We start from the raw sequence: 12,626 nt of genomic DNA on the forward strand, positions 1-12,626 counted from the left end.
CGGTAGGTGGGCGAGTTATGGGTGATTTAAGGGACGGGTTATCCCATCAGGTAGAACGTCCGCGCGACAGTGTGGTCGCGGAGGGCTTGGGCGGGGAGTTTTCCGGTCAGGGCAGCGATGACGATTGAGATGTCGGGGACGGCGCTGGCGTCGACGACGACGCTGGTGAAGCTGGGGCGCAGGCCCTGTTTGGCGCCCTCCAACAGGTCGGACAGCAGGGCGCGGACGTCGGTGCGCTGGGCGCAGGCCATGCAGTTTGAGCCGTCGGCGTGGCCATGGCCGGTATTGGCGGGCAAGCGGATGAGGGCTGTGTCCGGATCGAGCGCGGTGAGGTGGCGGGGTTCGGTGATCAGGGTCACGGGGATGGAGGCTGTGCGTGTCATGGCATAATCATCTTTCTTGCCGGATACCCCCACCCTTGATCCCTCCCCACAAGGGGGAGGGAGACGACTGCGGGTGTTTTACTCCGCCGCGACGATTGCCGGGCCGGGGATGTAGTTCAGGATCGGGCCGAGCCAGCGTTCGACGTCGGCGACGGGCATGTCCTTGCGCAGGGCGTAATCGATGACCTGATCGCGCTCTACTTTGGCGACACCGAAGTAATAGGCGTCGGGGTGCGAGAAGTAGATGCCCGAGACGGACGATCCGGGCCACATGGCGTAGCTTTCGGTCAGCGTCACGCCCGCGTTCTTCTCAGCGTCGAGCAGACGGAAAAGCGTGGTCTTTTCCGTGTGATCGGGCTGGGCGGGATAGCCGGGCGCAGGGCGGATGCCCTGATAGGTTTCCTGCAACAGCTCTTCATTGCTGAGCGTTTCGTCTGATGCATAGGCCCAGAACTCCTTGCGGACGCGCTGGTGCATCATTTCGGCCATGGCTTCAGCGAAGCGATCAGCGAGGGCTTTGACGAGGATCGAGGAATAATCGTCGTTCTGTGCTTCGAAGCGCTCGGCGATAGGCACTTCTTCAATGCCCGCAGTGACGACGAAACCACCCATGTAGTCGGGCTGGGTTCCGACGGGTGCGACGAAGTCGCTGAGGGCCATGTTTGGCTTGCCGTCGCGCTTGCTCAACTGCTGGCGCAGGGTGAACAGCGTTGCGAGATCCTCGGAGCGGGTCTCGTCGGTGTAGAGGCGGATATCGTCACCCACGGCGTTGGCGGGCCAGAAGCCGACCACGGCGCGGGGCTTGAACCACTTTTCGTCGATGATCTGCTTGAGCATGGTCTGCGCATCGGCAAACAGAGCCCGCGCAGCTTCGCCCTGACGCTCATCCTCCAGAATGGCCGGATAGCGCCCCTTGAGCTCCCAGGTCTGGAAGAACGGGGTCCAGTCGATGTAGCTGGCCAGTTCGCCCAGGTCGAAATCCTCGAACACCTTGTTGCCGAAGAAAGTCGGTTTGGGCGGTACATAACCCGACCAATCAGGCTTGAAGGCATTTTCACGCGCCTTGGCCAGCGGCACGCGCTGCTTCTCGCTCTCGGCGCGTTCATGCGCGGCGGCGGCCTTGGCGTATTCAGCGCGAACGTCGGCGATGAACGACACCTTGGTTTCGTTGGACAGAAGGTTGCCCACCACCCCCACGGCGCGGCTGGCGTCGTTGACGTAGACGGCCTGGCCACGCTCATAGCGTGGGTGAATTTTGACGGCGGTGTGGACGCGGCTGGTGGTGGCTCCACCGATCAACAGCGGAATGTCGAAGCCTTCGCGCTCCATTTCGGCGGCAACATGCACCATTTCGTCGAGCGACGGCGTGATGAGGCCGGAGAGGCCGATGATATCGACGTTCTCGTCCCGCGCGGTCTGCAGGATCTTGGCGGTCGGCACCATGACGCCGAGATCGATGATCTCGTAGTTGTTGCAGCTCAGCACGACGCCCACGATGTTCTTGCCGATATCGTGCACATCGCCCTTCACCGTTGCCATCAGCACCTTGCCGGCGCTCTTGCGGCCGGTGGCATTGCCGTCGGCGTTCTTCTCGGCTTCCATATAAGGCAGCAGCAGCGCCACGGCCTGTTTCATGACGCGCGCAGACTTCACCACCTGCGGCAGGAACATTTTGCCCGAACCGAACAGGTCACCAACGATGCCCATGCCAGCCATGAGCGGTCCCTCGATGACGTGGAGCGGGCGGGCTGCATTGAGGCGGGCTTCGTCGGTGTCGGCGTCGATGTATTCGGTGATGCCATTGACGAGGGCGTGGGCGATGCGGTCCTCGACGGACTTTTCGCGCCAGCTCAAATCCTTGGCAGCAACTTCCTTGCCCGCTGCACCGCGATAGCGCTCGGCGATGGCCAGCAGGCGATCGGTGGAGTCTTCACGGCGATTGAGGATCACGTCCTCGCAGGCGTCGCGGAGTTCGCGGTCGATCGTCTCGTAAACGGCAAGCTGACCGGCGTTGACGATGCCCATGTCCATGCCATTCTGGATGGCATAGTAGAGGAACACGGCGTGCATTGCCTCGCGTACGGGCTCATTGCCCCGGAACGAGAAGCTGAGGTTGGAGATACCGCCCGAGATGTGGACATGGGGCAGGGTCTCGGTGATGTCCTTTGTGGCCTCGATGAAGTCGTTGCCGTAATTGTTGTGCTCTTCGATGCCGGTGGCGACGGCGAAGACGTTCGGATCGAAGATGATGTCTTCGGGTGGGAAGCCCACTTCCTCGGTCAAAAGCTTATAGGCGCGCGTGCAGATTTCGACCTTGCGGGCGCGGGTATCGGCCTGTCCGGTTTCATCGAACGCCATGACGACAACGGCGGCACCATAGGCGCGTACAAGGCGCGCGTGATGAAGGAACGCCTCTTCGCCTTCCTTCATCGAGATCGAGTTGACCAGCGCCTTGCCCTGAACGCGCTTCAGACCCGCTTCGATGACTTCCCATTTAGAGGAGTCGATCATCAGCGGAACCTTGGCGATGTCAGGTTCGGCGGCAAGCAGGTTGAGGAACTCGATCATCACCTGCTGGGAGTCGATCAGGCCTTCGTCCATGTTGATGTCGATGATCTGGGCGCCGTTGGCGACCTGATCTCGGGCGACATCAAGGGCGGCGGTATAATCGCCAGCGGTGATCAGCTTGCGGAAGCGGGCGGAGCCGGTAACGTTTGTCCGCTCGCCGATGTTGACGAAGGGAATGTCCTTGGTCAGCGTGAAAGGCTCAAGGCCCGACAGGCGCAGGAGCTTTTCGACTTCGGGAACGACGCGTGGCTTGTGCTTGGAGACGGCTTGGGCGATGGCGCGAATATGGTCCGGCGTCGAGCCACAGCAGCCACCAACGATGTTGACGTAACCGGAGGCGGCGAACCCCTCGATCTGCTCGGCCATGAACTCTGGCGTTTCGTCATACTGGCCGAAGGCGTTGGGCAGGCCAGCGTTTGGATAGGCGCAGATGAAGGTATCGGCAGCGTCTGACAGTTCTGCCAGGTGGGCGCGCATGGCGTTGGCGCCGAGCGCACAGTTGAGGCCGATGGTGATCGGATTGGCGTGGCGGACCGAGTACCAGAAGGCAGATGGCGTCTGGCCAGACAGCGTACGGCCGGACAGATCGGTGATGGTGCCCGAAATCATGATCGGCACTTCAATGCCACGCTCGTCGAAGATCTGACGGGCAGCAAAAAGACCAGCCTTGGTGTTGAGCGTGTCGGTGATGGTTTCGAACAGCAGCAGGTCGGCGCCGGCATCGAGCAGGCCCCGAATGGCCTCGCTGTAAGCGTCGCGCAGTTGATCGAACGTGATCGAGCGGAAGCCTGGGCTGGCCACATCTGTCGACATGGAAGCGGTCTTGGTGGTGGGTCCAATGGCGCCCGCGACGAAGCGCCGACGACCATCTTCGGCCTCGGCACGCAGCGCGGCACGGCGCGCGACGACCACACCCTGATAGTTGATGTCGTAGACCGCGCTTTCACAGGCGTAGTCAGCCTGCGCCACGGAGGTGCCCGAGAAGGTGTTGGTTTCGACGATATCCGCACCGGCCATGAAGTACTGGTAGTGGATATCCTCGATCATCTGGGGCTCGGTGATGACGAGCAGATCGTTGTTGCCTTTGAGAGGCAGCGTCCAATCCTTGAACCGCTCACCGCGGAAGTTTTCTTCCTCGAGCTTGAGCCGCTGGATCATCGTGCCCATGGCGCCGTCCAGAATCAGGATGCGTTCGCGCGCGGCATTCGCCAAGGCAGTGCGAACCTCGTTCCAGTCGGGGAGGTGGGCAGGGGATGGGGCTGTGGTCTCGGAGGGGCTCATCGCCGTCCTATCTTGTAAGCATGGTCAAGGCACGACACGCATAACGATCGTGACATAAAGATATCTTTATATCCCTCGCGACGCAAGGGAGGCGTGTTGAAGCCTTGTCGCTCCAATTTGTGGAGAATGCGAGCCAATCGGGTAACAGATTGTTCCCTTTAACCTCCCCTAAACCAGAATGCCGTTCCATACGCGCGAGGTCTTTGCGCCTCAGCTATTATCTGCCGTCAGTTTTTGTAAGCGTATGAGTTTGAGTATTTTGACATTCCGTTGGCGCCATATCGTTCGTCTTCTGGCACTGACCGCGCTTCTCGCGCCGACTATTGCCGCGTGTAGCGGCGGCGGCCTGGGTGCAACTGTCAAACGCTCCGCTTTTAGCTCCAAGGAATTTGGTGTCAGCGTTTCGCCCCGCGTCACGATGAATCCGAATCCTCCGAAGGGCGGTGGCCGCTATCAGGTTGGCAAGCCTTATACCGTGCGGGGCAAGACCTACGTCCCGCAGGAAGATCCTACCTACTCCGCTATGGGCGAAGCATCCTGGTACGGCTCGGACTTCCATGGTCGCCGCACGGCGAATGGCGAAATCTTCTCGGCGAACGCTCTGACTGGCGCGCATCCAACGCTGCCGCTGCCATCTTATGTTCGCGTGACCAATCAGGCCAACGGCGCTTCCGTCGTGGTGCGGGTGAATGATCGCGGGCCGTATATGCCCGGCCGCATCATGGATCTGTCGCACCGCGCCGCAGAAATGCTGGGCTATGTGAATAATGGCTCGGCACAGATCAAGGCCGAGTATGTTGGTCCTGCGCCTCTGGAAGGCGATGATACCCGCATGCTCGTGGCGAGCTATTCGGGTCCGGCGTTCGCTGGCGCGACAACCACGCGCATGGCTTCGGCCGATCGCACCAATAGCCTCGCCGATATGGCAGGCAACTTCTTTGGCGGCCTATTCTCCTATGCTGATACGACGCCGCAGGAGCAGGATGCTGCCATTGGCACTGCTTTTGCCGCGGTCAACGCAATGGCAACACAGTCGCCCGAGTTGAAGGAATGGGTGCAAGCTGTGGATGCTGACTCACGCACTGTGAAGGTTGGCTTGGGCGTGTTCAGCGACCGGAAAAATGCAGTGGCCCTGGCTGAACGATTTGCCTTCCTCGGCGCAGTCGATGAAGATCAGGTATCGGTGAACGGCAAGGCTGCAACCCGCCTGACGCTGACACACCTCAAGGCTGGCGTATCACGCAATGATGTTCGCGACCTTGCTCGTGAACTTGGCCTGAATGACGTAAACCTCTAGTAGTCTATCGTCCGGCGCACATGAACGCGTGCCGGTCGGGCGGTAGCCCGAAACGGTTAGGTGGGGCGATCGTGACACGGATAGCAGCGTTACTGGTCATGGTGCTGGCTTTTGCCAGTCCAGCATTTGCACAGACCACTTTCGACACCAAAGCCAAGTTCGCCATTCTGATGGATGAGGAATCCGGAACGGTCATCTTCCAGAAAGATGCCGACTTGCCGATGGAGCCGGCCAGCATGGCCAAGCTCATGACTATCGCCGTCGTGTTCGATGAGCTGCGCGCAGGTCGCATCGCGATGAGCGACGAGTTTTTCGTGTCCGAGCACGCATGGCGAACAGGTGGCGCCAGGTCGGGCGGCTCGACCATGTTTGCCGAGCTCAATTCCAAGATTTCGGTCGAGAACCTTGTTCGTTCCGTGATCATCCAGTCGGGGAATGATGCAGCCATCGTGCTGGCTGAGGGCATTGCCGGTTCGGAAGGCAGCTTTGCTGCAATGATGAACGAGCTGGCTGCGGATATCGGGTTGACCGACTCCCACTTTACCAATCCGACTGGTCTGCCGGATCCGGACATGCATGTGACGGCGCGCGATCTCGCCGACCTGGCCCGCTACCTGATCAAGGATTATCCGCAGTACTATCACTACTTCTCGGAGCCCGAGATGGAGTGGAACAAGATCAAGCAGCCAAACCGCAATTCGCTGGTCGAGATGGGCATTGGCGTGGACGGCCTCAAGACCGGCCATACCGAGTCTGCCGGATACGGCTCGGTGATTTCAACCAAGGACGGCGGACGACGGCTGATTGCCGTTGTGCACGGGCTGACGTCGATGTCGCAGCGTACCGAAGAGGGTCGCAAGCTGATCACCTGGGGCGCACGGGCATTTGAACGCGTCGCGGCTTATGCCGACGGTGCCGTTGTGGCGCGTGCCAATGTCTATGGCGGCACCAGCGGCAGTGTTGGGCTGGTGGGCAAGGGCGAGGTGGCACTTTATCTGCCGCGCGGCTCGCGTAAGTGCCTTGGGGCCGAGGTGCATTACACCGGGCCGCTGATGCCGCCAGTTAAGGCTGGCGATCAGGTAGCGGAACTGCGCGTTTTCTGCGATGACCAGCTGGTACAGGTGGCGCCATTGTTCGCTGCCGAGACGGTCGAAGAGGGTGATATTGTGCGCAAGGCCACCGACGCGCTCAAGCAGCTTGCCCTTGGTTGGCTCTGAATATCGGAACAAGATACTGCCATGCTGGAAGAGCCTGAAGCCAAACGCGCCCGTTTCATCACCTTTGAAGGTGGGGAAGGCGTTGGCAAATCCACGCAGGTAAAGCGGCTGCTGCAGAACCTGCAGAATTATTCCATCGAGGCCGTGCGCACGCGTGAGCCCGGTGGCACCGCGAAGGCCGAGGCTATCCGCTCGTTCATTTTGCAGGGCCGGTCGGAGAGCTGGGGCGCGGGCGCCGAGGCAGTGCTGTTTGCGGCGGCACGGCTAGATCACGTCACTCAGCTGATCGCGCCGAACCTGCGCAATGGCACCTGGGTGATCTCGGACCGCTTCCACGATTCGACGCGTGCCTATCAGGGACTGACGGGCGGCGTTGACGACAAGTTGATCGCAGGTCTCGAAGTGTTGGCGCTGGATGGCAACACCCCCGATTTGACCATTGTGCTCGATATGGACCCCGAAATCGCCTTCAAGCGTGTAGCGCAGCGGGCGATTGAGGATGGCTTGGCGCTGACGGGCGATCGCTTCGAGAAAGAAGAGATCGAGTGGCACAAGCGGCTGCGCGAAGGGTTCCTGCAGATTGCGCGGGACAATCCCGAGCGTTGCGTCGTCATTTCGGCCGAGCAGGCTGAAGATGTGCTGGAAGCGACCATCTGGGAGGCCGTGAGTGAGCGCTTTCCGGAATTGCAGGGCAGGGCGGACGCGTGAGCGATCCTGATGCACTCGACGGCGTAACTGCGCCGGAACGACGCCAGCGCGCCTTTGGGCATGACGCGGCGCGGGCGGCAATTCTGAGCCAGGTTCACGAGCATCGTCTGCCGGGCGCGATTTTGCTGCATGGACCGCAGGGGATTGGCAAGGCGACGTTTGCGTTTGAGCAGGCTGCGGCAATCCTGACGGCGACGGGTGACGAAGAAGGTCACCGCGTCGAGGAGCAGGTGGCAGCACTGTCGCATCCCAATCTGTTCCTGCTGCGGCGTCGGCCTAAGGACGCCAAGGGCTATTATACCGTCATCCGCGTCGAAGACGTGCGGAGCCTGCGCGATAGCCTGCACCATACACGCGGACGGGCCGGGCATCGTGTGGCGATCATCGACAGCATCGATGACTGCAATCCATCTGCGGCCAATGCGCTGCTGAAAACGCTCGAGGAGCCCCCTGCGGATACGACATTCCTGCTGGTGTCGCACCGGCCGGGGCAGCTGTTGCCGACGATTAAGTCACGTTGCCACAATATCGCGCTGCGGCCTGTGGGCGAGGAAGCGGTGCGGGCGGTGTTGATCGATCATGATCCCAGCATCACGCCACAGTCCATCGAACGCGCCGTGGCGCTGGCGGGTGGGCGTCCACGCCGTGCGCTGGAAACACTGGCACTGGATGAAGAATCTGCGCTGGGCGTGCTGCAGAACTGGTTGGGGGATCCACTGCGGTTTCCCGCCGGAGTTGCGATGCAGCTGGCTGATGCCCTTGGCGCTGACGCGCAGGGCACGGAGCTGACCTTTGCGCGCGAAATGCTGGACGACTGGATGGCAGCCGAAGCCCGCAACGCCGCCATGCAGCCCGGCAATCGGATGCGCCTTGCCTCAGCGAACGAGCTATGGGACAAGGCACACGCCCTTTTCGCCGAGGCCGACAGCATCAATCTGGATATGAAACAGACGCTTGTCGCCATTTTTGACGCGATCAGAAAGCACGTTTCAATGACTGCACCCGTAGCTATCGAGTCACAATGACCTCTGAGCCGTTTTACGTCACCACAGCGATCTCCTATCCCAATGGCGCGCCGCATATCGGCCACGCCTATGAAATGATCGCCACCGATGCCATCGCCCGTTTCAAGCGGCTCGAGGGCCGTGAGGTCTATTTCCTCACCGGTACCGACGAGCACGGCATCAAGATGGTGCAGACCGCCGCAGCGCTGGGTGTCACCCCGCGTGAGCTGGCCGACAAGAATTCTGCCGAGTTCCGCAAGCTCGCTGAAGTCCTGAACATCTCCAATGATGACTTCATCCGCACGACGGAGAAGCGCCACTACGAGTCGAGCCAGGCGATCTGGAAGAAAATGGCCGAGGGCGGTAGCGGCGACATTTTCCAGTCGACCTATAAGGGCTGGTACTCGGTTCGCGACGAAGCCTATTTCGATGAGTCCGAGCTCACCGAAAAGGATGGCAAGAAGTTTGCCCCATCGGGCGCAGAAGTGAACTGGGTGGAAGAGCCCAGCTATTTCTTCCGTCTGTCGGCCTATCAGCAGAAGCTGCTGGACCTCTATGAGTCCAACCCCGACTTTATCGCGCCGAAAGAGCGCCGCAACGAGATCATCTCGTTTGTGAAGGGGGGCCTGCAGGACCTGTCCGTGTCGCGCACGACCTTTGATTGGGGCGTGCCGGTTCCGGATGCACCGGGCCATGTGATGTATGTGTGGGTCGACGCGCTCACCAATTACATTACCGGCGTTGGCTTCCCCGACGAGAACAGCGAGCTGTTCAAGAAGTTCTGGCCAGCCGATCTGCACGTGGTGGGTAAGGACATCATCCGCTTCCACACTGTGTACTGGCCTGCTTTCCTGATGAGCGCCGGTATCGAAGTGCAGCATCGCGTGTTTGCGCATGGCTTCCTGACCGTTGATGGCCAGAAGATGAGCAAATCGCTGGGCAATGTGATCGACCCGTTCGAGCTGGCCCAGGAATTTGGCGCAGACGCGTTCCGCTACTTCCTGCTGCGTGAAGTGTCGTTCGGGCAGGACGGCGACTATAGCCGCGAGAAGCTGACCAACCGCGTCAACGCGGACCTGGCCAACAATCTTGGCAATCTGGCGCAGCGTTCGCTGTCGATGATCAACAAGAACCTCGATGGCAAGGTGCCCCAGTTTGGCGCGGCGACCGATGAGGATGCAGCACTGGTTCGTGAAGTCGACGAGGCCATTGAAGCAGCCGTGAAGGCAATGGACGTGCAGCTGGTGCATGAAGCGGCCGGTGCGCTGGTGGCGGCGCTGAGCTCGGCCAACAACTACTTTGCTGCGCAGGCTCCCTGGGGTCTCAAGAAGACCGATCCAGAGCGCATGGCTTCGGTTCTGTACCTGACGGCCGATGTTGTGCGTCGCTTGACCATCCCGTTCCTGGCCTTTGTGCCGGCATCGGCGGCGGCGTTACTCGACCAACTCGGTGTGCCCGAGAGCGAGCGGACGATTGCGTTTGCACGCAAGGCAAACGGCCTGGTGCCGGGCACCGAATTGCCGGTGCCGCAGGGTGTGTTCGCGCGTATCGAGCGCAAGGCGGAATAGTCATGCTGATCGACAGCCACTGCCACCTCGATTTCGAGGCGCTGGCCAATGACATGGACGGCGTTTTGGCGCGCGCGGCAGCGGCCGGCGTGAGCGGCATGGTGACGATATCCACATATGTGGATAAGTTTTCCACATACGCTGCCATCGCGGAACGATATGAGAACGTCTGGTGCTCGGTGGGGACGCATCCCCACCATGCTGACCAGGAACTGCATATCCAGACCGAGGATTTGATCCGGCTTTCGGCCCACCCACGCTGCGTTGCGATCGGTGAAGCCGGGCTGGACTACTTCTACGACAATGCGCCGCGTGAGGCGCAGGCCATTGGTCTGCGTCGCCACATCGCGGCATCGCGTGCCACAGGTCTTCCACTGGTTATCCACAGCCGGGCGGCGGACGAAGACATGGCGGCAATCCTCGAAGAGGAGAGCGGGCAGGGGGCATTCCCCTTTGTGCTGCATTGCTTCACGGCGGGGCAGGAACTGGCGCGTCGGGCACTGGCTCTGGGTGGTTACATTTCGTTTTCGGGCATCATCACCTTCAAGAATGCCGAGGAAATCCGCGAGGTCGCCAAGTTCGTTCCTGCGGATCGCTATATCGTCGAGACGGACTCGCCTTATCTCGCGCCAATCCCGCATCGGGGTCAGTCGAACGAGCCGAGCTTCGTGCGACATACGGCCGAAAAGGTGGCCGAGGTCCGGGGCATCAGCCTTGAGCAGCTTGGCGCTGAAACGACCGCCAATTTCGCCCGTTTGTTTTCAAAGACTGGATTAGCCTGAGCCATGGCCGCTGCCCAAAGGATCGTCGCGACCATTCTGGGCTGCGGGTCTTCCGGTGGCGTGCCACGCATTGGCAACGATTGGGGCGACTGCGATCCAAATGAACCCCGCAATCGCCGCCGCCGCTGCTCGCTGCTGATCGAAGGCTGGAGCGAAGGCAGCGACCAGCCGACACGGATCGTGATCGACACAGGCTGCGATCTCCGCGAGCAGTTGCTGGATGCACGCGTCGATCGGGTTGAGGCTGTGCTCTACACCCATGAACATGCCGACCACACCCATGGGATTGATGATCTGCGCGTTCTGGCGCTGCACAATCGCAAGCGGGTGGATGTGTATTTCAGCGCCGAGACTGGTGCGCGGTTGCGCGAGGCGTTTGGCTATTGCTTTACCTCTCCGCCGGGAAGCGATTATCCGCCGATCCTCAATGCACATGAGATTGGCGCGGGGGCTGAGCTGAGCGTGGACGGGCCGGGAGGCACGATCTCGGTGACGGCGTTCGAGCAGGCGCATGGCAACATCACCTCGCTGGGCTTCCGCGTGGGCAACCTTGCCTATTGCTGCGATCTGTCGGGGTTTCCCGAGGCCTCGTTTGAGGCGATCTCGGGGCTTGATGTGTGGATCATCGATGCGCTGCGCCATACGCCGCATCCGAGCCATTTGAGCCTGCCTGAAACGCTAGACTGGATTGAGCGCTTTGCGCCGCGCCAGGCTGTGTTGACCAATATGCATATCGATCTCGACTATGCACAGACCGACGCAGAAACGCCGGAGGCAGTGACCCCGGCGTTTGATGGTATGCAGATTGATGTGGTGACCGGCCAGATCCTCAATCGCTGAGGCTGACCGGTCCTTATCTTACTGCGCGGTGAAACGAACCGACGCGTCGTAGATCTCGATCAGGCGATCGATCTTTGCTTCTTCAACGATGGTGACCATTGGCGTGCCGAGGCGGCCGGATGGATCAACCAGCGTCATGCCACGAGCAATGCCGGGTGCCAGAGCGACGTCCATGGATGCGCGCAGCGACTTGGTGACGACGCTCGGATCGATGACCACGGCAGCGGCCAGTGGATCGACGAAACGGAAGGTGTCGCCGCCGCCATAGCTTTCATTGGTGTGGCGGGCATGCTTGGCGAGTGCCAGCGAGAAAGCCTTTTCCGGACCTTCAGCGACGGTCTCGAACATGGCGTCGACAGCAGGGCCCTTCATGTCATGGGATACGCAAGGCTCCCATGGAATGACGACGGTTTCGATGTCGGCAGAGAACACCACGGATGCGGCTTCGGGGTCGGCATAGATGTTGAACTCGGCAGCTGGGGTGGTGTTGCCACGGCCATAAACGGTCGCGCCCATAATGGTGAGCTGACCGATGCCATTGAAGATGGACGGCTCGAGACGCAGTGCCAACGCCAGGTTGGTCAGAGGGCCGATCATCAGAATGTCGACCTTCTCGCCTTTGTTGCCCGCATCGCGGAACGTCTGGCGCAGGAAGCCGATGGCGTCGTCGCCAGCGATCTCAGCGGTGTGCAGGGGGCGGGGAGCGCCGCCGAGGCCATCTTCGCCGTGGATGTACTTGGCGTCGATGATGGCCTGGGTGAGTGGACGGCCAGCGCCGGTATGCACAGGTGTCTTGGCGCCCACAACTGCAAGCGTAGCCAGAATGTTACGCGTGGCAGCCTCGAGGCCAACATTGCCGAATACGGTGGTGATGGCATCTGGCGTGCGGCCAGCTGCGATGAGCATGAGCAGGGCCTGCGCGTCGTCGACGCCACCATCCGTGTCGAGGATCAGTTTGTTATGCGACAATTCTAGTTT

Annotated in this window: 10 protein-coding genes; 7 read left to right on the top strand and 3 right to left on the bottom strand. The window is 60.9% G+C overall.

What is annotated here, in order from left to right:
* Positions 1-38: 38 nt before the first annotated feature.
* Together WH87_RS03250 and metH are read right to left on the bottom strand one after the other, a co-directional pair.
* Positions 39-383: a hypothetical protein gene (locus WH87_RS03250; RefSeq protein WP_156458042.1), complete on the bottom strand. Its 345-nt coding sequence runs from the start codon at positions 381-383 to the stop codon at positions 39-41.
* Between the two features lie 78 nt (positions 384-461).
* Complete coding sequence (gene metH, locus WH87_RS03255) at positions 462-4,232, bottom strand: methionine synthase (RefSeq protein ID WP_046138512.1); 3,771 nt, start codon at positions 4,230-4,232, stop codon at positions 462-464.
* 250 nt (positions 4,233-4,482) lie between these two features.
* Here metH and WH87_RS18765 point away from each other — a divergent pair, with 250 nt between their 5' ends.
* The 7 genes from WH87_RS18765 to WH87_RS03290 all read left to right on the top strand — a co-directional run bounded on the left by WH87_RS18765 (position 4,483) and on the right by WH87_RS03290 (position 11,648).
* Positions 4,483-5,529, top strand: coding sequence for a septal ring lytic transglycosylase RlpA family protein (locus WH87_RS18765; RefSeq protein WP_245622296.1), 1,047 nt, complete (start codon positions 4,483-4,485; stop codon positions 5,527-5,529).
* A gap of 71 nt (positions 5,530-5,600) precedes the next feature.
* Entirely contained in the window at positions 5,601-6,746 is a 1,146-nt protein-coding gene (locus WH87_RS03265) for a D-alanyl-D-alanine carboxypeptidase family protein (protein ID WP_245622297.1), read from the top strand.
* A 21-nt stretch (positions 6,747-6,767) separates the two neighbouring features.
* Positions 6,768-7,454 carry a dTMP kinase gene (gene tmk / locus WH87_RS03270; protein ID WP_046138510.1) on the top strand — a complete coding sequence of 229 codons (687 nt, stop codon included), beginning with the start codon at positions 6,768-6,770 and terminating at the stop codon, positions 7,452-7,454.
* Positions 7,451-8,479, top strand: coding sequence for an AAA family ATPase (locus tag WH87_RS18770; RefSeq protein ID WP_052726338.1), 1,029 nt, complete (start codon positions 7,451-7,453; stop codon positions 8,477-8,479). Before tmk ends, WH87_RS18770 begins: the two co-directional genes overlap by 4 nt.
* Complete coding sequence (gene metG, locus WH87_RS03280; RefSeq protein ID WP_046138509.1) at positions 8,476-10,026, top strand: methionine--tRNA ligase; 1,551 nt, start codon at positions 8,476-8,478, stop codon at positions 10,024-10,026. Before WH87_RS18770 ends, metG begins: the two co-directional genes overlap by 4 nt.
* 2 nt (positions 10,027-10,028) lie before the next feature.
* On the top strand, positions 10,029-10,808 hold the full coding sequence (locus WH87_RS03285) for a TatD family hydrolase (RefSeq protein ID WP_046138508.1): 780 nt from the start codon (positions 10,029-10,031) through the stop codon (positions 10,806-10,808).
* Between the two features lie 3 nt (positions 10,809-10,811).
* Positions 10,812-11,648, top strand: coding sequence for an MBL fold metallo-hydrolase (locus WH87_RS03290; protein ID WP_046138507.1), 837 nt, complete (start codon positions 10,812-10,814; stop codon positions 11,646-11,648).
* Positions 11,649-11,666: 18 nt separating this feature from the next.
* Here the strand turns inward: WH87_RS03290 and WH87_RS03295 are convergent, their stop codons facing one another.
* Entirely contained in the window at positions 11,667-12,617 is a 951-nt protein-coding gene (locus WH87_RS03295) for a nucleoside hydrolase (protein ID WP_082092472.1), read from the bottom strand.
* Positions 12,618-12,626 lie beyond the last annotated feature (9 nt).

Origin of the sequence: Devosia epidermidihirudinis (genome assembly GCF_000971295.1) — a bacterium.
In the GTDB taxonomy this organism is placed as follows: Bacteria; Pseudomonadota; Alphaproteobacteria; order Rhizobiales; family Devosiaceae; genus Devosia; species Devosia epidermidihirudinis.

Excerpts from the sequence above, each read along its gene's own strand:
- WH87_RS03290 (WP_046138507.1), top strand. The coding sequence starts at position 10,812 with ATGGCCGCTGCCCAAAGGATCGTCGCGACCATTCTGGGCTGCGGGTCT.
- metG (WP_046138509.1), top strand. The coding sequence starts at position 8,476 with ATGACCTCTGAGCCGTTTTACGTCACCACAGCGATCTCCTATCCCAAT.
- WH87_RS03250 (WP_156458042.1), bottom strand. The coding sequence starts at position 383 with ATGACACGCACAGCCTCCATCCCCGTGACCCTGATCACCGAACCCCGC.
- tmk (WP_046138510.1), top strand. The coding sequence starts at position 6,768 with ATGCTGGAAGAGCCTGAAGCCAAACGCGCCCGTTTCATCACCTTTGAA.
- metH (WP_046138512.1), bottom strand. The coding sequence starts at position 4,232 with ATGAGCCCCTCCGAGACCACAGCCCCATCCCCTGCCCACCTCCCCGAC.
- WH87_RS03285 (WP_046138508.1), top strand. The coding sequence starts at position 10,029 with ATGCTGATCGACAGCCACTGCCACCTCGATTTCGAGGCGCTGGCCAAT.